Source organism: Chryseobacterium sp. GQ58 (assembly GCF_059758895.1).
The window spans coordinates 22,607-45,892 of the sequence record NZ_JCAXEH010000008.1 but is presented as its reverse complement, the minus strand read 5'-3'; the positions used below and the strand labels follow the sequence as shown (position 1 = coordinate 45,892).

Annotated in this window: 22 protein-coding genes; all 22 read left to right on the top strand. The window is 29.3% G+C overall.

Going from position 1 to position 23,286, the window contains the following annotated elements:
* The 22 genes from AC6CHK_RS15330 to AC6CHK_RS15225 all read left to right on the top strand — a co-directional run bounded on the left by AC6CHK_RS15330 (position 1) and on the right by AC6CHK_RS15225 (position 23,231).
* Positions 1–675 (top strand): acylneuraminate cytidylyltransferase family protein, encoded by a 675-nt coding sequence (locus tag AC6CHK_RS15330; RefSeq protein WP_498097608.1) that lies wholly within the window; start codon positions 1–3, stop codon positions 673–675.
* Positions 672–1,817 carry a hypothetical protein gene (locus AC6CHK_RS15325; protein ID WP_498097606.1) on the top strand — a complete coding sequence of 382 codons (1,146 nt, stop codon included), beginning with the start codon at positions 672–674 and terminating at the stop codon, positions 1,815–1,817. Before AC6CHK_RS15330 ends, AC6CHK_RS15325 begins: the two co-directional genes overlap by 4 nt.
* Positions 1,814–2,785, top strand: a complete 972-nt coding sequence (locus AC6CHK_RS15320; protein WP_498097604.1) for a glycosyl hydrolase family 28-related protein — start codon at positions 1,814–1,816, stop codon at positions 2,783–2,785. Before AC6CHK_RS15325 ends, AC6CHK_RS15320 begins: the two co-directional genes overlap by 4 nt.
* Positions 2,782–4,035, top strand: coding sequence for a lipopolysaccharide biosynthesis protein (locus AC6CHK_RS15315; RefSeq protein WP_498097602.1), 1,254 nt, complete (start codon positions 2,782–2,784; stop codon positions 4,033–4,035). Before AC6CHK_RS15320 ends, AC6CHK_RS15315 begins: the two co-directional genes overlap by 4 nt.
* Positions 4,013–4,507, top strand: a complete 495-nt coding sequence (locus tag AC6CHK_RS15310; RefSeq protein WP_498097600.1) for an acyltransferase — start codon at positions 4,013–4,015, stop codon at positions 4,505–4,507. The genes AC6CHK_RS15315 and AC6CHK_RS15310 overlap by 23 nt, the downstream gene beginning before the upstream one ends.
* On the top strand, positions 4,507–5,664 hold the full coding sequence (locus AC6CHK_RS15305) for an O-antigen ligase family protein (protein WP_498097692.1): 1,158 nt from the start codon (positions 4,507–4,509) through the stop codon (positions 5,662–5,664). Before AC6CHK_RS15310 ends, AC6CHK_RS15305 begins: the two co-directional genes overlap by 1 nt.
* Positions 5,621–6,856, top strand: a complete 1,236-nt coding sequence (locus AC6CHK_RS15300) for a glycosyltransferase family 4 protein (RefSeq protein WP_498097598.1) — start codon at positions 5,621–5,623, stop codon at positions 6,854–6,856. Before AC6CHK_RS15305 ends, AC6CHK_RS15300 begins: the two co-directional genes overlap by 44 nt.
* Positions 6,857–6,872: 16 nt before the next feature.
* Positions 6,873–7,478, top strand: coding sequence for a sugar transferase (locus tag AC6CHK_RS15295; RefSeq protein ID WP_498097596.1), 606 nt, complete (start codon positions 6,873–6,875; stop codon positions 7,476–7,478).
* A gap of 9 nt (positions 7,479–7,487) precedes the next feature.
* Positions 7,488–8,087, top strand: a complete 600-nt coding sequence (locus AC6CHK_RS15290; RefSeq protein WP_498097594.1) for an acetyltransferase — start codon at positions 7,488–7,490, stop codon at positions 8,085–8,087.
* An 18-nt stretch (positions 8,088–8,105) separates the two neighbouring features.
* Complete coding sequence (locus AC6CHK_RS15285) at positions 8,106–9,242, top strand: aminotransferase class I/II-fold pyridoxal phosphate-dependent enzyme (RefSeq protein WP_498097592.1); 1,137 nt, start codon at positions 8,106–8,108, stop codon at positions 9,240–9,242.
* A 309-nt stretch (positions 9,243–9,551) separates the two neighbouring features.
* Positions 9,552–10,547: a polysaccharide biosynthesis protein gene (locus tag AC6CHK_RS15280; RefSeq protein ID WP_498097590.1), complete on the top strand. Its 996-nt coding sequence runs from the start codon at positions 9,552–9,554 to the stop codon at positions 10,545–10,547.
* Positions 10,548–10,592: 45 nt separating this feature from the next.
* Positions 10,593–11,714 (top strand): non-hydrolyzing UDP-N-acetylglucosamine 2-epimerase, encoded by a 1,122-nt coding sequence (gene wecB, locus AC6CHK_RS15275; RefSeq protein ID WP_498097588.1) that lies wholly within the window; start codon positions 10,593–10,595, stop codon positions 11,712–11,714.
* Complete coding sequence (locus AC6CHK_RS15270; protein ID WP_498097586.1) at positions 11,711–12,586, top strand: dTDP-4-dehydrorhamnose reductase family protein; 876 nt, start codon at positions 11,711–11,713, stop codon at positions 12,584–12,586. The genes wecB and AC6CHK_RS15270 overlap by 4 nt, the downstream gene beginning before the upstream one ends.
* Entirely contained in the window at positions 12,558–13,445 is an 888-nt protein-coding gene (locus tag AC6CHK_RS15265; protein ID WP_498097584.1) for a glycosyltransferase family 2 protein, read from the top strand. Before AC6CHK_RS15270 ends, AC6CHK_RS15265 begins: the two co-directional genes overlap by 29 nt.
* 7 nt (positions 13,446–13,452) lie before the next feature.
* A complete protein-coding gene (locus tag AC6CHK_RS15260) occupies positions 13,453–14,769 on the top strand; it encodes an oligosaccharide flippase family protein (RefSeq protein ID WP_498097582.1) in 1,317 nt (438 codons plus the stop codon).
* Positions 14,770–14,897: 128 nt separating this feature from the next.
* On the top strand, positions 14,898–15,464 hold the full coding sequence (locus AC6CHK_RS15255) for a sugar transferase (protein WP_498097580.1): 567 nt from the start codon (positions 14,898–14,900) through the stop codon (positions 15,462–15,464).
* Between the two features lie 594 nt (positions 15,465–16,058).
* Positions 16,059–18,233, top strand: coding sequence for a GumC family protein (locus AC6CHK_RS15250; RefSeq protein ID WP_498097578.1), 2,175 nt, complete (start codon positions 16,059–16,061; stop codon positions 18,231–18,233).
* 152 nt (positions 18,234–18,385) lie between these two features.
* Complete coding sequence (locus tag AC6CHK_RS15245; protein ID WP_498097576.1) at positions 18,386–19,462, top strand: glycosyltransferase; 1,077 nt, start codon at positions 18,386–18,388, stop codon at positions 19,460–19,462.
* Positions 19,463–19,549: 87 nt separating this feature from the next.
* Positions 19,550–20,593 (top strand): EpsG family protein, encoded by a 1,044-nt coding sequence (locus AC6CHK_RS15240; RefSeq protein ID WP_498097574.1) that lies wholly within the window; start codon positions 19,550–19,552, stop codon positions 20,591–20,593.
* Positions 20,590–21,414, top strand: a complete 825-nt coding sequence (locus tag AC6CHK_RS15235) for a glycosyltransferase family 2 protein (protein ID WP_498097572.1) — start codon at positions 20,590–20,592, stop codon at positions 21,412–21,414. The genes AC6CHK_RS15240 and AC6CHK_RS15235 overlap by 4 nt, the downstream gene beginning before the upstream one ends.
* A gap of 11 nt (positions 21,415–21,425) precedes the next feature.
* Positions 21,426–22,157: a glycosyltransferase family 2 protein gene (locus AC6CHK_RS15230; protein ID WP_498097570.1), complete on the top strand. Its 732-nt coding sequence runs from the start codon at positions 21,426–21,428 to the stop codon at positions 22,155–22,157.
* 45 nt (positions 22,158–22,202) lie between these two features.
* Positions 22,203–23,231, top strand: coding sequence for a glycosyltransferase (locus tag AC6CHK_RS15225; protein ID WP_498097568.1), 1,029 nt, complete (start codon positions 22,203–22,205; stop codon positions 23,229–23,231).
* The last annotated feature ends 55 nt before the right edge of the window (positions 23,232–23,286 follow it).

The window sequence follows — 23,286 nt, the reverse complement described above, 5'->3', positions numbered from 1 at the left end:
ATGCTAGCAATTATTCCAGCAAGAGGAGGTTCTAAAGGATTGCCCGGAAAAAACATTAAAGAATTAAATGGGAAACCTTTAATTTCCTACACAATCGAAGCTGCGAAAAAATCGGAGTTTATTACCCGAATTATCATCAGTACAGACGACGAAGCTATCGCAAAAGTAGCTGTAGAATATGGGGCTGAGCTACCCTTTATGCGTCCAGAACATTTAGCAGGGGACGAAGCCAGGGCAATCGACGCATTCAAATACACACTGGATAGATTGGAAAATGAAGAACAGATAAAAATTAATGAATTTATGGTCTTGCAACCCACAAGTCCGTTACGAACTGCTGAAGATATTGATATTGCGATTAAAATGTTCAGAGAAAAAAATGCAGATTCTATTATCAGTTATTGTGCAGAACACCATCCTATCAAATGGCATAAATACATAGACAAAAACGGTAAATTTGAAGATATTTTCGAAACAACCCTAAACAATCGACAAGCAGAAAGAACTTCTTATTTTCCTAATGGGTCGATATATATCTTTAAAAGAGAATTAATCGACCAAGAAATCTATCAAACCGAAAAATCCTTTGCTTACATTATGAACCGAAAGAATTCCGTTGATATTGATTCTTTGGAAGACTTCGAATATGCTGAATTTTTATTAAATAAAAAATGAATTTAAAAAAGAAGTTTAATAAATTACTTAGTAATAATGTTAACTTATTTAGTTTAAGTAGAGTTGATCAAGAAAAACTTTTAAATAATTACCCAATTCCTGGTAACTTATGCGAAAGATCGTACTTTCAATTCACAATACAGTTTAATCTTCTTCCTCTAAGCAAAAGAATTTTAAATAATATAATTAGTTTTTTTTTATTACCTGTTATATTTCTCCAAGCGTCTTTTAATTATAAAAAAAAGGTCAAAAAATTAAATACAAAAAAAACAGCCGTTTTTCCGTATAAAAATTTAAACTATCACGACGCCCTGCCACAAGAGATATTGGATGAATTTGATGTTCATTCAATCAACTTTCAATCAGGGTTGTCAATTAATTTTGATGATTTAAGATTTATATCTAAATTGATTTACAAATACTTTTTCGCACCTTATTTCTTATCGAAGTGCATTTACAAAATTTTGTTTTATAGGTATATAATTAATAATTTCGATCCAGATGCGATTATCAGCAGTGCAGAATATTCTTTTACTTCTTCCATTGCAACCGCTTATTGCGAGCGCAATGATATAGAACAAATTAATATCATGCATGGGGAGAAATTGTTTTATATACGGGATAGTTTTTTTCAGTTTAGTAGGTTTTATATATGGGACGAATTCTATAAAAATCTATTTGTCAAATTAAAAGCAGAACCCAATCAGTTTATTGTAGGAACTTATCCTTCACTGAAATTAAAAGTAGATAATAGTGTAAATAAAAAGTTTCTATATACCTATTATTTAGCTGCCGAAGATGAAGAAACTTTATATAAGATCAAAGAAACTATGCTTCTTTTGGCAGACTTGCAATACTTAAATATACGTTTTCATCCTAGATATTCTTCAATCAAGCAAATCCAAGAGATTTTCAATGGGTTTAACATCGAGAATTCAAGGGAAACAAGTCTTGAAAATTCATTTGGCTCTACTGAGAACGTCATTTCTTTATATTCATCCGTTTTACTTCAGGCATATTTTTCTGGTGTAAATATTGTTATTGATGATTTGAATAATAAAAACTATGAAAAAGTAAAGCAGGCCGAATATATAATCTTTAATAAAAAACACGAGCTATTAAGTAGTTTAATAAAAGTATGAAACTTGTAACACTGATATTATTTATAATTTCAATTACTTTAAATGCCACAGAAATCAACGTGAAAAACTTTGGTGCTAAAGGCGATGGAGTAAGCGATGACTGGAATAGCTTTCAAAAAGCTTTAGATTATGCCTACAAAAATAAAAACGTTAACCAAATTTTTATTCCCAACGGGCAATATAAAATTTCAAAAACTATTATTGTTTATGGAAGTAATTTATCAATTAGAGGAGAAAGTAAGGAAAAGACACTTCTTATTAAAAACGTTAATCTAGGATGGTGGGGAGATCTGATGTATATATGTGGCCTGGTTCCGGGCAATAAGTATTATGATTCTAAAACAGGAAAAGAATATTTTTATAAAGGAAATAAAATACCTTCTGAAAATATCATCATTAAAAACCTTTCTTTTAAAAGTACTTCTGTAGATAAAGTAATAAATAATATAGGTATTGTAAACTCCAATAATGTAACAATTGATAATTGTATTTTTTTAGGAAGTTCAAACTCAAATGTCGCAATAGTAAATGATGCAAAGAAGTGTGGTAATAACAATATCATAATTAAGAACTGTATTTTTCAAAAAGCTGGCACACATAATTTACGAGTATTATCCATGAATGCCGGAACATACAATGCAAACTCAGTCAGTGTTATAGATTCAAAGTTTTATCAGACAGGTTTTACTGATTCTAAAGAGTTAAAGAATAAAAATGTGCATATTTGGTATAGAGGTGGAGTTGGTTCAAAAAATATAAAACTTAAAGTTCAGAATTGTACATTTGACAAATCAGGTGTAGTACATTCTACAGTAAATGCTAATAATTTGGTAATTGAAAACAGCAATTTGGCTGGTGGCTATATTATATCAAATAGTTCTACATTATACCCTAATTCAAAAGTGGAAATTAGGAATATTAAAACAAATACAAATTCTGCCAAAGAAATTTCGGGGATAAAGAAATGATTAACAAATTAAACAAAATTTCTAAGTCCACTCTATTTAAAGAGTCCATTATTTATGGCTTTACGAATGCTTTGTATTCAGGAATTCCAATATTAATTTTGCCTCTTCTACTTAAAGTTCTTGAGCCTGCAGATTATGGGTTAGTAGAGTTTTATAGAAATTTGTCACTATTATTGACGCCTATTTTAGGTTTAAGTACTGTTCAAGCAATCACTAGGTTCTATTTTGATTTAGACAAAAATGATTTTAAAGTGTTTGTTTCAAACATCATTTATTTACATTTTTTCAATTCAATTATAGGATCAATTATTATACTGATATTGTCAGTATTTATAAAACCTGAATATTTTTACATTACTATACTATGCGTAGTTTATTTTTTATTTAATCAAATAACCGAAGCGCTTTTAAGTATTTTTAGGGTGGAAAAAAAGCCTAAATTATATTTGATTTTTAGGATTCTTAATATTATTCTTGATTTAGCTTTTTTAGCTTTTTTATATTCTCTCCTTTCTTCATTTGATTGGACATATAGAGTATACCCCAATGTAACAGCTGCTTTTTTAGTAGGAATTTTAGCATTGATTTTTTTTTATCGAAGTGGATATTTTCACAAGTTAGATAAGATTTTTCTAAAAAAAGCTATTATTTATAGTTCTCCTTTAATTTTGCATATGATTTCGGGGTATATTATGAATATTGGAGATCGTTTTTTTATTCTTTACTTTCTTACTGAAAAAGATTTAGGAAATTATGCTGTAGCCTATCAATTAGGTATGCTAGTGAACTTTCTTTATACAAGTTTTAACTTAGCATGGGTCCCAACTTTTTTTAGTTTAATGAAGAACGAACAATATCATAAAATAAACAAAATCAGATCTATTACTTATGTAGGAATAATATTATTCAGCATATTTGTCATTGGAGGAGTGAGTTTAGCATTAAAATATACTTCTATATTTGGCAAATATAATGTTGATTTATCTCTAATAATTATAGTTTCTGTAGCGTATATTTTCAATTCGATGTATAAATTTGAAGCTAATTTTTATTTTTATAATAAAAAAACTAAAAAGTTATCTTTTATTACATTAGGAGCAGCTTTAATAACCATAATACTAAATTTAGTATTTATTCCTATAATAGGCTTATATGCGTGTGCATTAGCAACCCTTATATCCTCATTATTTATGTACTTGTTAGTAGTAATTTATAAAAATAAAAGTAATGAAAGTATTACGAAAGCTTAAAAAAAAATTCTTTAGATATTTAGCCTATTTTTCGTCAAAAAATAGAGATGTTTTAAATGTACATGTAAACAATTACTGTAAATTTTCAAAGAATACGATTTTTGGAAACAATACACATTTCAACGGATGTAAGATTTTCGGGAATGGTATTGTTACCTTTGGAGATAATTTTCATTCTGCAGAAAATCTAAAAATTATGACTACTTACCATAATTATGATGGAGAAAAGATCCCGTACGATGAAACTACAATTACGAAAAATGTAACAATAGAAGAAAATGTATGGGTAGGACTGGACGTTATTGTTTTAGGAGGCGTAACAATTGGTGAAGGTGCTATTATCCAAGCAGGTAGTGTTGTTGTTAAAGATATTCCAAAATATGCAATTGCTGGTGGTGCACCTGCAGTAGTATTCAGTAAAAGAAATATTGATAAATATTTAAAATTAAAATCTGAAAATAAGTTTTTTTGATGAAGAATGACAGGTTAAATTTTTTATTAGCACTATTAATTTATAGTCCAACATTAATAGTTTTACCCCAGTCGATAATGTATATAATCATTTCTGCTATTGGAGGTGCATTTCTATTGGTAGATATCAAGAAGAGAAACTTGTACAAACAAGATTTTATTTTGTTTATTTTTGTTTTTCTTACAGCTATAATCTATTTTGCAACCTCTCCAATTTCAAATGTTGCTAGTAGGTCAGCGAATGATTTTATTCCCTATACAATATTTCTACTAACAACTATATTTTTTTCAAGGCATTTAAATGATAAGGTAATGCATTTTATTTTATACATAATCTGTTGTGAAATTTTAATAGGTATCATAGAATATTTTGTTTTAAAACAAGCTTACATTATAAAGCCTTCTGTAACAGGAGAAACAGAGTTTGGAGAATCTCAACTACTATATTATAACAGAGTTTATGGTCTGTCTCAAGCTGTAAGTATACTTGCCTATAAAGTATTTATAGGAATTATTTTAGTGTTTTACTTAAAAATAAAAAAGTATAAATTTTTAATAATAGCACTTCTTTTAGTGGGGCTATATATTACTTTTAATAGAACAGCTATTGTTGGATCTATCATATTTTTAGGTATATATGGAATTAGTCATTTACAGAAAGTAAAACTTGGTTATAAAATTATACTGGCAACCTTGTTAATAATTCTGACTTATTACATAGGAGCTAATTCAGATGCTATTATGAATCAGTTCTTAAGGGGAAAAGAAGGAGATTTATCTGGCCGGGATATGATTTTTCCGTATTTTTTTGATTTTATAAAAAATAATTTATTATTAGGAAATAATATACATAAAATGTGGGGCAAAGTAGGAGATTCCGTTTATCATGCTCATAATTCATATTTACAAAGTTTAGCAAATCTTGGAATTATATTTTTTATTCTATTATGGATTTATATACTATCATTCATGAAAAAAAATAATCTTATTTTTTTAATTCCAATATTAATCTACAGCTCATTCCAGTATGGAATTCTGTGGGGAGTATCTTTTATGGATATCATATTCTTCTATCTCCTTTTCAAAAGCCAAAATAAAAAAATACTTTCAAAAAATGAAAATACTACTTCTCCATCAATATTTCCTCGAAGAAGATGATCCTGGCGGTTCGCGGTGGAACGAAATGACAAAAGTATGGACTGAAAAAGGTCATGACGTAACAGTCATAGCCGGGATGATGCACGCTAATGGACTTGAAAAAAGAGATGAATACAAAGGGAAATATTTTGTAAAAAAGAAGCAAGGTGGAGTAACCATTCACCGGACACACGTTTCTGAATCCTATAACAACGGATTTTTGGGGCGTCTTTGGGGGTATTTTTCTTTTATGTTTTCCTCACTTTGGGCAGGATTGTTTAAAATAGAAGGCAAATACGACTCAGTAATTGTGACTTCTCCTCCTTTATTTGTAGGAATCTCTGGCTACATGATTTCTTTTGTTAAAAGAATTCCTATGGTTTTTGAGATAAGAGATCTATGGCCGGAATCTGCTATAGATACAGGTGTTTTGACAAATAAATGGATCATTAAACTTGCTTTTGCTGTTGAAAAATTCATCTATAAGAAATCTAAATTAATCAATGTATTAACACCTGCATTCTATCAAACCTTGAAAAATAAAAAAGGGATCGATGAAAATAAATTAATCATGATTCCTAATGCAGCAGATTTTTCGCTATCCGACGAAATCTTGACAAATTTTGATAGGAACGAATTCCGACGAAATCATGATTTAGAAAACAATTTTGTCATCACTTATGTTGGTGCGCATGGAGTCGCCAATCACCTTGAACAAATTTTGGAAGCAGGAAAAAAATTAGAAGATACCAATGTTTTATTTTTGCTGATAGGGCAAGGAATGGAAAAACAGCGTCTTCAAGAAAAAGCTGAAAAAATGCAAGTGAAAAATGTGCGATTTTTAGATCCGGTTCCAAAGAAAGAGGTTTTCAAATATATTTTAGCTTCAGAAATGGGAGCTTCAGTTTTGAAGAAAGTTGACACTTTTAAAACGGTATATTCAAATAAATCTTTTGATTACTTTTCATGTAAAAAGCCAATATTGATGGCTATTGATGGAGTTTCGCGTAAACTTGTCGAAGATGCAAAAGCAGGATCATTTGTTGAGCCTGAAAATGCTGAAGAATATAATAGAATTATTAGAGCATATCTTACAGATCCTAATAGATTAATAGAAGAAGGTAATAACGGTTATGAATTTGCTAAAATAAATTTTGATCGTGAAATACTCGCAAATAAATATTTAAAATCGATTGAGCAAATCATTCAATAATGATCAAAAATATAAGATGTACAAAAATTATATAAAAAGATTAATTGATTTTGTCGTAGCACTTTTTGCATTATTAATTTTAAGTCCTGTTTTTATCATTGTAACTATCGGATTATATTTTGCAAATAATGGCAAACCTTTCTTTTTTCAAAGAAGACCTGGAAAAAACGAAAAAATCTTCAGCATCATCAAGTTCAAAACAATGAATGACAAAAAAGACGCTCAGGGAAGTTTACTTTCTGATGCTGAAAGACTTACGCCGATCGGTGCTTTCGTAAGAAAAACATCATTGGACGAATTGCCGCAGCTTATTAATGTGCTAAAAGGAGATATGTCTTTGATTGGTCCGCGTCCTTTATTGCCACAATACTTATCTTTGTATAGCGAAATTCAAAAAAGGCGTCATGAAGTCCGACCGGGAATTACCGGCTGGGCACAGGTAAATGGACGAAATGCTATTTCATGGACAAAAAAGTTTGAATTAGATGTTTGGTATATAGATAATATTTCATTTGTGACAGATCTGAAAGTTTTTTTTACCACCTTCAAGAAAGTGTTTAAAAGTGAGGGAATCTCACAGCAAGGGCAAGTGACAATTGAACCTTTTAACGGAAATAATTAAAGATCTGAAATGTATTTGTACGGAGCAAGCGGTCACGGAAAAGTAATTGCAGAAATTGCAGAAGAAAATAATATAAGCATACACGCTTTTATAGACGACGATTTGTCAAAAGAGAAAATGCTAAATTATCCTGTTATTCATGAGATTCCAAATAAAAGCATTGATGCGGTTATTTCAATAGGAAACAATTTAATTAGAAAGAATATTGTTTTTGATAATCGGAATTTTAAATATAAAAAATTGTTCCACCCTAAATCAGTTATTTCAAAAAGAGCAGAAATAAATGAAGGAACGGTAATAATGGCCGGCGTTACTATTAATTCTGAAGTTGAAATAGGGAAGCACTGTATTATTAATACAAATGCATCAATTGATCATGATTGTATTATTGAAGATTTTGTACATATTTCTCCAAATGTATCCTTAGCCGGGCATGTACATATTATGGAAGGGACTCATGTCGGAATCGCAGCAACTATAATTCAAGATGTAAAAATAGGCAAATGGTGTACAATTGGTGCGGGATCTGTAGTTTTAAAAGACATTCCGGATGGTGCAACCGTAGTCGGTAATCCCGGAAGAATTATTAAAATAAAAAATATTATATAAACTAAATCCAATAAGAATATGCAAGATAAAATATGGCTTTCTTCGCCACACATGGGAGGCAACGAACTAAAATATATACACGAAGCTTTTGATGCAAATTGGGTGGCACCTTTGGGACCAAACGTTGATGGATTTGAAAAAGATCTGGAAACGTTTTTAAATGCTGATGTAAAAATAGCCGTTCTTTCCGCTGGTACGGCGGCCTTACATTTAGCATTAATAGAATGTGATGTAAAATATGGTGATGAGGTAATTTGTCAGTCGATGACGTTTTCAGCTTCTGCCAATCCTATTGCTTATTGTGGCGCAACACCGGTTTTTATTGATTCTGAAAAAGAAACCTGGAATATGTGTCCGGTTGCTTTGGAAGAAGCAATTGAAGACAGAATATCGAAAGGTAAAAAGCCAAAGGCAATCATTGTAGTTCACTTGTACGGAATGCCTGCCAAAATGGATGAAATAATAAAGATTGCAGAAAAATATCAAATTCCTGTAATTGAAGACGCTGCTGAAGCATTAGGTTCAACATATAAAGGAAGAGCTTGCGGAACATTCGGACGTTTCGGAATTTTATCTTTCAACGGAAACAAAATTATTACAACTTCCGGTGGTGGAGCTTTAGTTTGTCATAATCAGGAAGATAAGGATAAAGCGGTATTTCTTTCAACTCAAGCCAGAGATAATGCTCCGCATTATCAACATTCTCATATTGGATATAATTATCGTATGAGTAATATTGTTGCAGGTATCGGTCGCGGACAAATGGAGGTTTTGAACGACAGAGTAAATGCACGTAGAGAAATGCATGATTTTTACATCAATCTTTTCAAAGATATTGAAGGTGTGGAAGTTTTTTCTGAGCCGACTGAAGATTATTATTCCAATCACTGGCTTTCAGCAATTATTGTAGATTCTGAAAAAACAGGTAAAACAAGAGAAGATTTAAGATTAGCATTTATGGATGATAATATAGAGTCGAGACCATTATGGAAACCAATGCACATGCAACCTGTATTTGCTGAAGATCCATATTATGGTGGAAAAATAGCTGAAACTTTATTCGAAAATGGATTATGCCTTCCTTCCGGATCAAATCTTTCGGATGATGAAAGAAGCCGAATCGAGGCAGTAGTAAAAAGTGTATTTGTTAAATAATATTATCCATTTTCAAATATATTGCTTGTTGGGTTATAAAAGATTTGTAATCGATTCATATTAATATGATAAAAGAAATGTAGTTTTAAAATTTAGCGTAGATGTTAATAATTTACTTAACTTTAAAATGATTTGTAATAGTTGTATAGAAAGATAAAATAAAAGACGAAAATCAAAACTCTGTAATGGCTTCATTTCTAAAAACTGAAGCTATTTTGTTATATTTATCTATTTATCTTTGTAAAAAACATTAACAATTCGGTCGCTAAAGTTTCAAATAAATTATGAATTAATTTCCATACTAGAATAATGAAAATTCAAAATAAAACACTCTTGATTACTGGTGGAACCGGATCCTTTGGAACTGCCGTATTAAATCGATTTTTAGATACAGACTATTTCAAAGAAATTCGGATTTTTTCTAGAGATGAGAAAAAGCAGGATGATATGCGTAATTTCTATAAGAATGATAAAATAAAATATTTTATTGGAGATGTGCGAGATTACAACAGTGTAGATTATGCAATGAATGATGTAGATTATGTTTTCCACGCTGCAGCTTTAAAACAGGTTCCGTCATGTGAATTTTTCCCAATGCAAGCCGTAAAAACAAATGTAGAAGGTACACAGAATGTTATCCGTGCTGCAGCTTCAAACAGTGTACAGAAAGTTATTTGTCTTTCTACAGATAAGGCGGCTTATCCTATCAACGCAATGGGGATTTCCAAAGCAATGATGGAAAAAGTAGCGGTGGCGGAAGCTAGAAATTTAAAAAATACGGTAGTTTGTTTAACGCGCTATGGAAATGTAATGGCATCACGTGGATCGGTAATTCCATTGTTTTTAAAGCAGATAGAAAATAATGAAGATATTACCATTACAGATCCTAATATGACCCGTTTTCTGATGTCGTTGGATGAAGCTGTAGAATTAGTATTGTTTGCATTTGAGCATGGAAATCCCGGTGATTTATTTGTTAATAAAGCTCCTGCTACTACAATTGATAATTTAGCAAAAGCTGTTTTAGAATTGAAGAATGCTGATAACAAAATCAAAATTATAGGAACAAGACATGGTGAAAAATTATATGAAACGCTTTGTACTCGTGAAGAAATGATGAATGCTGAAGATATGGGTGAGTTTTATAGAATTCCTGCTGATAATCGTGATTTGAACTATGCTAAGTATTTTTCAGAGGGAAACAAAATTGAGTCCACAATAGAAGATTATAATTCTCACAATACGATAAGAGAGGATGTTGAAGGAGTAAAAAAATTATTGAAAAAATTAGATTTATTTCAATAGTAAAAGACGGATGATTTTGATTCCAAAATGGGAAAAAGAATAGAAATGAAAAAACTAAAAGTTGTTACCATCTTAGGTACAAGACCAGAAATCATACGATTAACCGAATGTATAAAAAAATGTGATCAATATTTTGAGCATATATTAATACATACCGGTCAAAATTATGACTATGAGTTGAATGAAATCTTTTTTGAAGATCTAGAATTACGCAAACCGGATTATTTTCTAAATGTCGCAGGTGAACATTTGGGACAGACTATAGGAAATGTAATCTCGAAATCATATGAAATTCTGTTAAAAGAAAAACCCGATGCCTTATTGGTTTTAGGAGATACCAACAGTGTATTGAGTACAATTGCCGCAAAAAGACTTAAAATTCCAATTTTTCATATGGAAGCCGGAAACAGGTGTTTTGATCAAAATGTTCCGGAGGAGATCAACAGAAAAATTTCAGATCATATCAGCGATATTAATCTTACTTATACGGAGAATAGCAGGCGCTATTTGCTGAGTGAAGGTTTTCGGAAGGATCATGTTTTTGTTACTGGCTCTCCATTAAGAGAAGTTTTAAATAAATATGAAAATAAAATTGAAAACAGCGACGTTATTAAACGTTTGTCTTTAAGGGAAAATAATTTTATCGTTGTAAGTGCTCACAGAGAAGAAAATATCGATTTAGAAAATAATTTTGAAATACTGATAGACTCAATCAACACAGTAGCTGAAAAATATCAGATGCCTGTTATATTTTCTACACACCCCCGCACAAAAAACAAAATAGAAAAAAATAATATTCAGTTTCACCCATTGATTCAGAATGTAGCTCCTTTAGGTTTTTTTGATTATGTGAAACTACAAAGCAAGTCATTCATTGTTTTATCAGATAGTGGAACGATAAGTGAAGAATCTGCCATGATGGGCTTTCCTGCCATAAGTATAAGAACAAGTACAGAAAGACCCGAAGCTATCGACGCAGGAACAATTGTTTTAGGTGGGATTTCTAAAGATCAAATGCTGAATGCCATCGAAATTTCAAAAGGATTATTTAATTCAGAGATAAGTTTACCGTTTGAGTATGAAGTGAGCAATACTTCAGATAGAGTTATTAAAGCAATACAAAGTTATTCTGCAATTGTTGATAAAGTAATATGGAATAAGAAATGAAAAAAATACTCATTATAGGAATTAGAGGAATGGCAGGGCATGTCATTTTTAGATATCTTTCTAAAAATAAAAATTATCATGTTTTTGGAATTGCAAGAAATATTACTGAAAATGATCGTGAGATATCTCTTGATGTTTCAAATACAGATAAACTTAAGGAAATAGTAATTAATCATAATTTTGATACAGTAATCAATTGTATCGGAATTTTAAATAAAGATGCAGAAGATCATCCTTCAAAAGCAATTTGGTTCAATAGCTATTTTCCTCATTTTTTGGAAGAAATTACTAAAGATTTAAAAACCAAGATTATACATATTAGCACAGATTGTGTTTTCAACGGCAAAAAAGGAAACTATGCCGAAAATGATTTTAAAGATGGTGAAGGGTTTTATGCTCAATCCAAAGCTCTTGGAGAAATCATAAACGACAAAGATCTTACGATTAGAACTTCGATAATAGGACCTGAATTAAACCAAAACGGAATAGGGTTGTTTCACTGGTTCATGAATCAAACAGGCGAAATAAACGGCTATACATCTGCATATTGGAGCGGCGTGACAACATTAGAACTTGCAAAGGCGATCGAGTATGCAATTGAAAATCCTGCAAAAGGCTTAGTTCATCTTACCAACGGTATTGCAATAAATAAATTTAATCTGATTAATTTATTTAAAGAAGTTTGGAAAAAAGATCAAACTATCATTTTGCCATACGAAGGAAAAAAAATTGATAAATCATTACAGAAATCCAAAACATTTGAGTTTCAGGTTCCGAGTTATCGCAGTATGCTGGAAGAACAAAGGCAGTGGATGACAGAAAATAATAGCTTATACAATATTTATGATATCAATAGTTACCGCATATTATAACAGGAAAAAGCTTTTAGTCAGAACTTTAGATAGCCTTAAAAATAATTTTGGAAAAATAGATTTTGAGATGGTTGTCGTGGATGATGGTAGTTGTGAAGAGGAAAGACTGGAAGATCTATTAAACATATATCCGTTTTTACGTATATGCAGAATTGAGCCTGAGAATAAATGGTATACAAATCCATGCATTCCTTTTAATATTGGGTTTGAAATGGCTCATGGGGATAAGATAATTCTGCAGAACCCGGAGTGTTATCATTATGGTAATATTTTAGAATTTGTTGACAAGAATTTATCAGAAAATCATTATTTGAGCTTTGGTTGTTTTTCGCTTGACGAAGAAAATACCGATTCTGAAGAGCTATTCTTTAATAAAGACAATATAAATAGAATTATTGAAAAATCCTCACACACAGTTTTGATAGACGGAGGTTTAGGCTGGTATAATCACTCTAAATACAGACCTGTTGCGTACCATTTTTGTTCAGCAATAATGGCAAAGGATTTGGTTGATCTAGGTGGTTTTGATCCACGTTATGCATTAGGCTACGGTTTCGATGATGATGATCTTATTTATAGAATAAAACTAAAAGGGATGAAGGTGAAATTTATTGATCAACATATTGTATTGCATCAGAATCATTACATAAAACCTTCCTCTGACATAGATGAGATTCCAAAATACCAAAATGAGAAAGCTGACAGAAATAAATATATATTTGATCATATAACTAGCACATCATATGTATATCGCGCAAATTATCTTAAAATTGTATCAGTAAATCATACTTTATCAAAGCAGTATTTAGGCAAAGTTATATCTAGGATTTCAAAATTTGTAAGACTTCTTGCAAAATAAAAAATATATGGGAAGCAAAGACAAAACGCTAGTAAGTAATATTGCCTCTTTGGGAGTTGTTCAAATAATCAGTTATATTTTTCCATTATTAACAATTCCATATATTTCAAGAATTATTGGTCCTGACGGATTGGGATTATTTAATTATATATCAGCATTTGTCACCTATTTTGTTTTAATGGTGAATTACGGTTTTGACTTAACTGCTACAAGGAAAATAGCCGGTAATCCTACTAATACTGAATTTGTTTCAAAAATCTATTCAACTGTAACAACATGTAGGCTTTTGCTTTTGACTGGAGCAACTATTACTTTCATTCTGTTGTCTTTTTATTTTCCTAATCTAAAAAATAATCTTATACTATCCGGAATTTTATTTCTTAATGCTGTATCAGCCTTATTTAATCCGCAGTACATTTTTCAGGGGCTCCAAAAATTATCGTTTTTTAGTTCATTAAATGTAGTTAAAGGAATTATTACTACAGTTTGCATATTCTTATTTGTAAGTGATGCTAAACATTTAATTATTTATGCATCAATAGGTGTTTTTACCAATCTTATCTTTAGTATATTTTGGACAATTTATGTAGTTTACAAGTACAAAATTAAATTTGTTTTTATATCATTAAAATCTTGTTTTAAAGAAATATGGGATAGTAGGCTTGTCTTCTTTTCTACTATAATCTTTTCATTCTATACAACGGCTAATATTATAATTTTAGGAGTGTTTGCACCGCCCAAAATTATTGCTTATTACACTACTGCTGTAAGCTTGATTAATATAATTCAAAGTGTGATAAATGTGCCAATTTCATCATCTTTGTATCCATATATTGGAAAAGCTTTTGCAGATGGCAAAGAAGTTGGACTCGAAAAATTGAAAAGAATAGTTTCTTTAATATTTTATTTTACATTAGCTGCATGTATATTCATTTTTGTCTTCGCACCGGTTTTGGTAAAAATTATTTATGGTAGCCAGTTTGAAAATGCAATTATTAGTGTAAGAATTCTAAGTGTATTGCCAATCCTCTCATCATTAAGTGGTACAATGGGAGTGCAAGTTATGCTAAACCTTGGAATGGACTTGAAATTTTTGCGTATAACTACAATAGCAGCAATCTGTAGCATTATCATGAATTTTTTATTTTCATATTATTACAGTTATATAGGATCTTCAGTTGCATATTTATTGACTGAAATTTTCATTGTTATTGCTTTAACGCTTTCACTTAGAAAAAACGGTATAACAATTATTAATTTAAAGTATTTTCATCCTTCAAGTGTGTTAGATTTTGTAAGGCAGATTAAAAGTAATTTATTATAATTAAGATTGATATAGGTTTATAAAAGTTGCCTTACATGAATAAGATGTTTAATTTTCTCTTTTTAAAATAAATCTTTAAATCTATAATCAACATCTTTCCCTTATCTTTACAGATCAATTTTATACAAGTGAAGAAATATCCTTGGTGGAAAGCAATAATGGACTACGGATTAAGCTTATTAGCAATCATTATTTTCCTGCCCTTTTTTTTTATCCTTTTTCTAGCAGCATCTTTTGATGCAGGTTTTCCTGGTATTTTTAAACAGAAAAGAATTGGTAGATTTGGTAATACTTTTATGATCATTAAATTTAAAACTTATCACTCAAAAACTCACATAAAATCTCCATTTGGAAAGTGGATGAGAAAAACTAAACTCGATGAACTTCCTCAACTATTGAATGTTTTGAAAGGAGATATGTCATTGGTTGGTCCACGCCCGGATATTTCCGGATATTATGACAAGCTGCAAGGTGCTGATCGATTAGTTTTAGCTTTAAAACCGGGATTAACAAGCGAAGCTGGAATTAAATATAGAAATGAAGAAGAAATCTTAAACCAACAAAAAGATCCTTTGAAATATAATAATGATATATTGTTCCCAGATAAGGTAAAAATGAATCTGAATTATTATCATGAACTTTCCTTAAAAAAAGATCTTTATATATTATTTAAAACTTTTTCTGTATTAAAGTAATGGTGCTAAAATATGAAAGTTACTAAGCTCGATCTTATCAAAGTCTTCCTATTTTAAAGCTATTGAATACGATCTTAAAAATAAATATAATTATAAAGGTTCGATATGGCTTTAGACAAACCCTTGAACAGTAAGTTCTCTTCCCGAAAGTTTTTTGCTTTTGAAATGATCAAATGCACGCCTAGTTAATAATATTTATTAAAAACGTGAATGTATTATATTTATTTTGTATATTGTACGATTTTTGTAGATTTTTTATACGATTGCTGATTGGTTATAATATTTGGATAATCACCAGAATATCATTAAAATGATATTATCAATGCTCTCGGTTTACTAAAATATAAATATATTTGCAGCGTTTAAATACAATAGCTAAAATAATCTTAAACCTCAAAATAGATCCAAGCAAAAATGGATAGTAAAAATAATAAAGAAATTAATTTTAAAGAACTGATAAAGCCCTATTTGAAAAATTGGAAATATTTCTTAGGAACTATCTTTTTAATGGGTGTTTTAGCAATTTATTATATTAAATCCACCTCTACGATATATAAAATTCAGACATCTGTTCTTATTAAAGATGCGAAAAAAATGTCATCAGCATCAGGTGATTTTGGTGTGCTTCAAAGTTTAGGTGGTTTTTCAGGAATGGGAACCAGCAGTATTGAAAATGAATTAGGAGTGTTTGAATCTAAAACAATTGTGAATGATGTATTAAAGGAATACAATTTCCAGACTCCTGTATATGCAAAACAAAGATTTAATGATCTAGAACTTTACGGAAAGACAAATCCGTATATTATCAATATTATTTCTGAAAAAGATGCTGAGTTACCCGAGAAACCTATTTTTATCAAAACAAAAGGTGACGAAATTGTATTGTCTTCTGACGAATGGGAAAGTGATATTAAAACTTCTTTTAATAAAACAACAAACTTACCATTTGCAATAATAATGATTAGCAAAAATCCTGCATTCAAAGTGCCATCAAAGGCGAAAATGGAAGAGATCTATTTCAACTATAGTGATTTTGAAAGTACAGTAGTTGATTTTCAGCAAAGTTTAATTGTTGACTTATTAGATAAAGAAGGAACAATCATAAACCTTTCGGTACATTTTGCAAATAAAGATAAAGCAAAAGATTTTCTTAACAGTCTTGTGAGACAATATAATATATACGCTGTTAATGATAAAAATATAGAATCTAAAAACACCAAAGATTTTATTGATGAAAGAATTGCTCTTATTTCTAAAGAATTGGGAGATGTAGAGAATCAGAAAGCTGGTTATAAATCTAATAATAATATTGTAGATCTTCCTACAGAAGCTAAAATAAACCTTCAATTAAAAGAACAAAGTAAAGCTCAAATATTAGAAATAGAAACTCAATTGGAGCTAAATAATATTCTTCAAAATGCTCTGAATAAAAAAAGTATTGGAGATGTGCTGCCTTTGAATATAGGTTTGGATAATGAGGCTTCTACTAAAGCTATACAAGAATATAATAATCTTGTTTTGCAAAGAAATAAGTATATGGAGAACGCTACTCCAGATAATCCTCTAGTGAAAGAAGCTAGTAAACAGATTGAAGAAATGAAGTCTTCTCTATCGCAATCTTTAAGAAGAAATGCAACTTCTTTAGAATTAGCTAAAAATAAAGTTACCAGTCAACTAGGAAGTTCAGAGAATATGATTGGCAAAATTCCTACTCAGGAAAAGCTCTTTAGAAATATTGAAAGACAACAACAAATAAAAGAAAGTTTATATCTATTGCTATTACAAAAAAGAGAAGAAGCGGCAATATCTATGGAGATTACGGCTGAAAAAGCAAGAGTAATTGATAAAGCTTTTGTTTTAAAAAAACCTGTGGCACCAAAAAAGATGATTATCCTGGGAGGGTTTCTTTTTGTTGGTTTAGTAATCCCTTTTGCTTTTATTTATTTAAAACAGCTTTTACAAAGTACAATTGTAACAAGAAGAGACATAGGTAAACTTACAAAATTACCGGTGATTGCTGAAATTCCTAAACTTAAGAATAAGGAAAAAACTTTAGTTACTTTTAATGACGTTTCTCCAATGGCAGAAGCTTTCAGAATATTTGTAACAAACTTAAAGTTTTTATTGCCTGTTAAAAACGAACCGCAGACAATTATGGTTACGTCATCTGTAAAAGGAGAAGGAAAAACATTTATTTCTACCAATTTATCAATCATATTAGCATCTTCAAGAAGCAAAGTTTTGGTAGTTGGAGCGGATGTGAGGAACCCTCAATTACAACGTTACAATCCTTCGATGAAACAGGCAAAAGGACTTACGGAATTTTTAAGTGGGGAAACGTCACAACTTGAAGAAATTATTCATCCAAGCGGATACAATGAAAACTGTGACTTTATCTATTCGGGATCTATACCGCCTAATGCTTCTGATTTATTACAAAATGGTAAGCTAGATGAGCTTTTAGAAATAATTAAAAAACAAAATAAATACAAATATATTGTTTTAGATACAGCACCATTATTACTTGTAACAGATTCTTTCCTTATAGCAGATAAAAGCGATGTAATTGTATTTGTTACAAGATCTGAGGTTACAGAAAAAAGTTATCTAGAATTCATTAATAATTCTATTAAAGATAAAAAGCTTAAAAATGTAGGAATTGTTATTAATAGCATAAAAGAATCCAATTTAGGCTACGGAAATAAATACGGTTATGGGTATATCGCAGAAGAGAAAATAAAGTGGTGGCAAAAATTCTTTAGAATCTAGTATTTTCTGTTTATAGTGCTAATAAAATAAGAATTACAAGATAGTGGAAGTGTTTTTAAATAAAATTTTTCAAATATCAATAAACGATATTGATGTTTCTTACTCACTTGTTTTATTTATAATAAAAGAGTTTAGTGGTTTAATTTTATTTGATGAGTAAGCTGTATTTAATTTCAAATTTAAGGAAAGATGTAAGAGAAGGAGGAATGGCTAGAAATTTAGCTTTTCAAAATGAGTTATTAAAAAGAAAAGCAAAGATATTCAGTTTTTCTTCAATGAATTTTTTCTACCGAATTTGCAGTTCTTTTAAAATTCTTTTTTTCTTATCAAATATTAGGAAATCTACAGTTGTGATTTTACAAAATACATTTATCACTTATGTATTTCCATTGCCTCTATTTAGATATAATTTTTTTGTTGCAATTGTCAGAAAAATTTTTATCAATGCGTCAAAAAGAAACAATATATATTTTGAGATCAATGATCTTATATATGAACAGTCGAAAGATTTAAAATTACATGTTAATCCATATTCTTCTACATATGAAGATTTTATTTTTGGAATATCCGGGATGAAATTTATATTCGCATCCAATAAAATGAGAGAATATATTGTTGATAAATATGGAGTCAAATATGAAAATACTCAAGTAATTCTCAATGGGGCTCCTGAGATTTTAAATATCGATGAAATAAGACCAAAAGTTATTCTGGATGAAAAGTTGATAAAATTTATTTATGTCGGAACTCTTAATAAGGGTAGACAAATAGAAGAGTTGATCAGCATTTTTGATAATATTAATCATGAATTATATTTGATGGGAAAAGAAGGTGAATGGATTAACTTGTCCAAGAAAAAAAATGTTTTCTATATTGGAAGTTTTGATGAATATCAGGCCTTGATAAAAACATCTCAATTTGATATAGGTGTTATACCTTATGACAATACTGCTTTTTATTACAATGTGTGTTATCCGACTAAGAATGCTTTTTATTTATCATCTGGCTTACCAATTTTATGTACTCCTCTAGAGGAAACAAAAAATGTTTTCAAAGAATTACTAAATGAAGATATAGCAATATTTGCAGAGATTGCAGATTGGAAATCAATTATTGAAAATTTAAATAGATCTAAAATTATCTCTTTGCAAGAAAACGTAAAAAAAATGAAAAATAAAATTTATTGGAGTAATATTTTATCTGAATTAAAATTAGATATGCTAAATTAAAATGCTTGAATGAGAATGGTTAAGTTTAAAAGTCAAGAAATAGTAATATTTATGGTTATATTTTAGAATATGATTAAATAATAATAAATGGTATTAATACTTTTTGCTTTATTTGCTTTAATATCAGTATTTTTAATTTTTGACTTTAAAAACAAAATAGTCAAAAATGTATTTACAATTGTTATAGCGATTATTTTAATATGTTTCGCTGGTTTTCGTGTGAAGGATATGGATAATGATTTTTATGTTTATAGGGATTATTGGCGCACTCACAAACTTTTTGGGAGAGTAGAATATTCTTTTTATATAATTAGAGAGTTTATTAAAAATTCTTTAAATTTAGGTTTCCAATATCTATTATTAACATATGCTGTTTTAGGAGTTTCAGTAAAATTTGCAGCTATTAGGAAACTTGCACCTGTTTTATGGGGCTCCTTGCTTATTTATTTGTCACACTATTTTTTATTACATGAGTTTACGCAGATAAGAATAGGCGTGGCTACAGGATTTCTTTTGTTTTCAATTTATTTCATAAGTGAGAAAAATTATTTTTTATATTCAATTTCAGCCATTTTAGCCATTTTATTTCATCAATCATGTGTTTTAGTTTTATTGTTTCCATTGATAAGAAATACTGAGAAAAATGCATGGCTGTTTTCCTTATTAATACCTTTAGGTTATATCTTATATTTTTTCAATACTTATCTCAACATAAATATTCCAATTCCAGGTTTACAAAGTAAAATTGAAGCATATGAAGAGGCTACAAGTTCAGGTTTTTTAAAAGATACTAAAACTAATGTATTCAACTTCTTATTTCTATTAAGGATATTTATTTTTTATGTGTTGTTTTTTTACTCAGAAAAAATCTCTCCTTTTTTTCCTAAGCTGCATATTTTTTTAAAAATATACGCCCTATCGCTTTTTAGCTTTTTATTCTTAAGTAAAATTCCTGTGTTTGCTTTTAGAGTACAAGAATTATTAGGAGTTGTGGAAATTATATTGATACCAACTCTTTTATTTATTTTTTCAGAAAAATATAAATTATTTGGAAGGTTGACAATTTGTTGTATTGCGCTTGGTTTATTACTTTTAGATATCTATTATGTCAAATTAATAATAGTAAAATGATGAATATTGCTATACTATTATCCACCTATAATGGCGAAATGTTTTTAAAAGAGCAAATAGATTCTATAATAAATCAATCATTTAAAAATTGGGATTTATATATTCGAGATGATGGTTCAACAGATAGCACCTTGTTAATTATTAAAAAATATTGTAAAGATCACCACAATATACATTTAGTAGAAGACAATAAAAACTTAGGAGCTTGCCAATCTTTTCTTTGGCTATTAAATTATGTGGATGCTCCTTACTATATGTTTTGCGATCAGGACGATATTTGGCTACAAGATAAAATTTATCTATCTTTAGAATTAATGAAAAAATCTGAATCTGTTTATCCTGAGATTCCTATTTTAGTACATACAGATTTAAAAGTAGTTGATACAGATTTAAAAGAGATTAACACCTCATTTTGGAATTATGCTAAATTAAAACAGCGTTATTTATCAGGCTTTAATTATTTAGGTGTTTGCAATGGTATTACTGGGTGTAGTATGATGATAAATGACAAAACTAAAAAAGTTTCTTTACCGTCTAACTTAAAAATACCAATGCATGATTATTTTTTGGCACTGAAAGTTGCAAAATCTGGTAAGATCGTATATTTAGACACTTCTACAATATTATATCGCCAACATGATAAAAATGAGTTAGGAGCGAAAGATACTAATTTTGTTTATTTTTTAACAAGATTAAAAAAACTGAGGGAAACTATCAATAATCAATTAAAAGTATACAGATTTTTGCGTGAACTTAATTATGGTTCTTTATTGAAATTTTATTGGTATAAAATAAGTTATACAATAATTAGAAATATATGATTTCCGTTTGCATGGCCACCTATAATGGTGAAAAATATATAAAAGAGCAGCTTGATTCTATTATAAAACAGTTGAATGATGATGATGAAATAGTAATATCTGATGATGGGTCTACAGATAAAACCATATCTATTATTAATAATTATAATGATTCTCGTATTAAGATATATCATCATGTCAAAAAAAAGCAAAAATTTAAATTCGGTTATGTTTCAAAAAATTTTGAAAATGCAGTAAAAAATGCTAAAGGTGATTTTATTTTTTTAGCCGATCAGGATGACATTTGGCTTGAAGATAAAGTTAAGAAGCAGACTTCTGCTTTGCAGGATGCAGATTTGGTCTTGTCGGATTGTAAAATCGTTGACGAATCACTCAATATCATAATCACTTCAAAATTTAATTTGGAAAATGTGAAAATTGGTTTTAAGAATATATATAAATCTGGATATTTAGGTTGTTGTATGGCATTTCGTAAAAGTGCTTTAGTATATATCTTACCTTTCCCAAAAAATGTACCCCATGATCTTTGGATAGGTTTAATAACAGATTATAAAGGTAAGTTTAATTTACAGAATAACCAGTTATTACTTTATCGGAGGCATAGCAATAATATCTCTGCTACAAACCCTCTTTTTTTAGAAAGAGAAAGAAGCCTTCCAAAAAATAATAATTCTTTGTTTTTCAAATTATCATATCGTTTTTATATATTAGTTGCATTTTTTATAGCAAAATTTACAAGGTAAAATAATAAAGTCTATATAAATCCTTAATTAAAAACCTTAATGACAATGAAGATCTTACATGTAATTACACGTTCTGATTTAGGCGGTGCTCAGTCTGTTGTGATTAATCTTTCAAATTATATGTGTAATGATCATGAGATTATTGTTGCAGCTGGAGAAAATGGGCCTATGTGGGATGAACTGGACTTAAAAATAAAAAGAATAAAGATTAAGGAAATAGTAAGACCTATCTCTGTTTTAAACGATTTTATTGCACTTTATAAGTTAAGAAAATTATACAATGATATAAATCCCGATATTATTCATCTACATTCATCGAAAATAGGAGTGTTGGGAAGATTGGTATTTCCTAAAAAAAAGATTGTATACTCGGTCCATGGTTTTGATTCTATTAGACTTGCATACAGAAAGTTTCTTCCTTTAGAAAGGTTGCTTAAAAATCAATGTAAAGCTATTGTGCTGGCAAGTAATTATGATAAACAGAATATAATTAATGAAGGAATTAAAAACAATTTGTTTATTGTACATAATGGAGTGCAAAACCCTAAATATGAAACAGATTTGTTTATTGGAAGAACTGAAAAATATAATAAAATTATCTTATGTATTGCTCGGATTTCACCTCAGAAAAGATTTAAAAGCTATATTGAAATTGCAAAACTTCTCCCACAATATGCATTTGTTTGGATTGGAGCAGAAAAAAAATATACAAATCTCCCAGAAAATGTTATATGTTTAGAAAGTTTGCCAAATGCAAAAAAATATATAAAACTGGCAGATGTTTTTGTTCTGCCAACTAATTATGAGGGTATTCCTATCGTAATTATTGATGCTTTAAGTTTTGGAAAACCTGTTGTAGCCTCGAATGTAGGGGGGATTTCCGAAATAGTTATTAATAATCACAATGGATACGTAGTAGATAATGAAGATGCAATTTTTGCTGAAAAAATAAAATATATTTTAGAAAATGACAATATTCTTCAAAAATTTTCTAAAAAATCTTTAGAAATTTTTAATGAGAATTTGAGTGTACAAAAAATGGTCTACAAATATACTCAAATATACCAAATGTAAATTAAGCATGATCTAAAATCACTTCTTGTATTAAATTTAATTAAATTAATTTAAT

What these genes read in the sequence shown, in the direction of transcription:
- AC6CHK_RS15330 (WP_498097608.1), top strand. Translation starts at nt 1, where the DNA reads ATGCTAGCAATTATTCCAGCAAGAGGAGGTTCTAAAGGATTGCCCGGA.
- AC6CHK_RS15325 (WP_498097606.1), top strand. Translation starts at nt 672, where the DNA reads ATGAATTTAAAAAAGAAGTTTAATAAATTACTTAGTAATAATGTTAAC.
- AC6CHK_RS15320 (WP_498097604.1), top strand. Translation starts at nt 1,814, where the DNA reads ATGAAACTTGTAACACTGATATTATTTATAATTTCAATTACTTTAAAT.
- AC6CHK_RS15315 (WP_498097602.1), top strand. Translation starts at nt 2,782, where the DNA reads ATGATTAACAAATTAAACAAAATTTCTAAGTCCACTCTATTTAAAGAG.
- AC6CHK_RS15310 (WP_498097600.1), top strand. Translation starts at nt 4,013, where the DNA reads ATGAAAGTATTACGAAAGCTTAAAAAAAAATTCTTTAGATATTTAGCC.
- AC6CHK_RS15305 (WP_498097692.1), top strand. Translation starts at nt 4,507, where the DNA reads ATGAAGAATGACAGGTTAAATTTTTTATTAGCACTATTAATTTATAGT.
- AC6CHK_RS15300 (WP_498097598.1), top strand. Translation starts at nt 5,621, where the DNA reads ATGAAAATACTACTTCTCCATCAATATTTCCTCGAAGAAGATGATCCT.
- AC6CHK_RS15295 (WP_498097596.1), top strand. Translation starts at nt 6,873, where the DNA reads ATGTACAAAAATTATATAAAAAGATTAATTGATTTTGTCGTAGCACTT.
- AC6CHK_RS15290 (WP_498097594.1), top strand. Translation starts at nt 7,488, where the DNA reads ATGTATTTGTACGGAGCAAGCGGTCACGGAAAAGTAATTGCAGAAATT.
- AC6CHK_RS15285 (WP_498097592.1), top strand. Translation starts at nt 8,106, where the DNA reads ATGCAAGATAAAATATGGCTTTCTTCGCCACACATGGGAGGCAACGAA.
- AC6CHK_RS15280 (WP_498097590.1), top strand. Translation starts at nt 9,552, where the DNA reads ATGAAAATTCAAAATAAAACACTCTTGATTACTGGTGGAACCGGATCC.
- wecB (WP_498097588.1), top strand. Translation starts at nt 10,593, where the DNA reads ATGAAAAAACTAAAAGTTGTTACCATCTTAGGTACAAGACCAGAAATC.
- AC6CHK_RS15270 (WP_498097586.1), top strand. Translation starts at nt 11,711, where the DNA reads ATGAAAAAAATACTCATTATAGGAATTAGAGGAATGGCAGGGCATGTC.
- AC6CHK_RS15265 (WP_498097584.1), top strand. Translation starts at nt 12,558, where the DNA reads ATGATATCAATAGTTACCGCATATTATAACAGGAAAAAGCTTTTAGTC.
- AC6CHK_RS15260 (WP_498097582.1), top strand. Translation starts at nt 13,453, where the DNA reads ATGGGAAGCAAAGACAAAACGCTAGTAAGTAATATTGCCTCTTTGGGA.
- AC6CHK_RS15250 (WP_498097578.1), top strand. Translation starts at nt 16,059, where the DNA reads ATGTCATCAGCATCAGGTGATTTTGGTGTGCTTCAAAGTTTAGGTGGT.
- AC6CHK_RS15245 (WP_498097576.1), top strand. Translation starts at nt 18,386, where the DNA reads ATGAGTAAGCTGTATTTAATTTCAAATTTAAGGAAAGATGTAAGAGAA.
- AC6CHK_RS15240 (WP_498097574.1), top strand. Translation starts at nt 19,550, where the DNA reads ATGGTATTAATACTTTTTGCTTTATTTGCTTTAATATCAGTATTTTTA.
- AC6CHK_RS15235 (WP_498097572.1), top strand. Translation starts at nt 20,590, where the DNA reads ATGATGAATATTGCTATACTATTATCCACCTATAATGGCGAAATGTTT.
- AC6CHK_RS15230 (WP_498097570.1), top strand. Translation starts at nt 21,426, where the DNA reads ATGGCCACCTATAATGGTGAAAAATATATAAAAGAGCAGCTTGATTCT.
- AC6CHK_RS15225 (WP_498097568.1), top strand. Translation starts at nt 22,203, where the DNA reads ATGAAGATCTTACATGTAATTACACGTTCTGATTTAGGCGGTGCTCAG.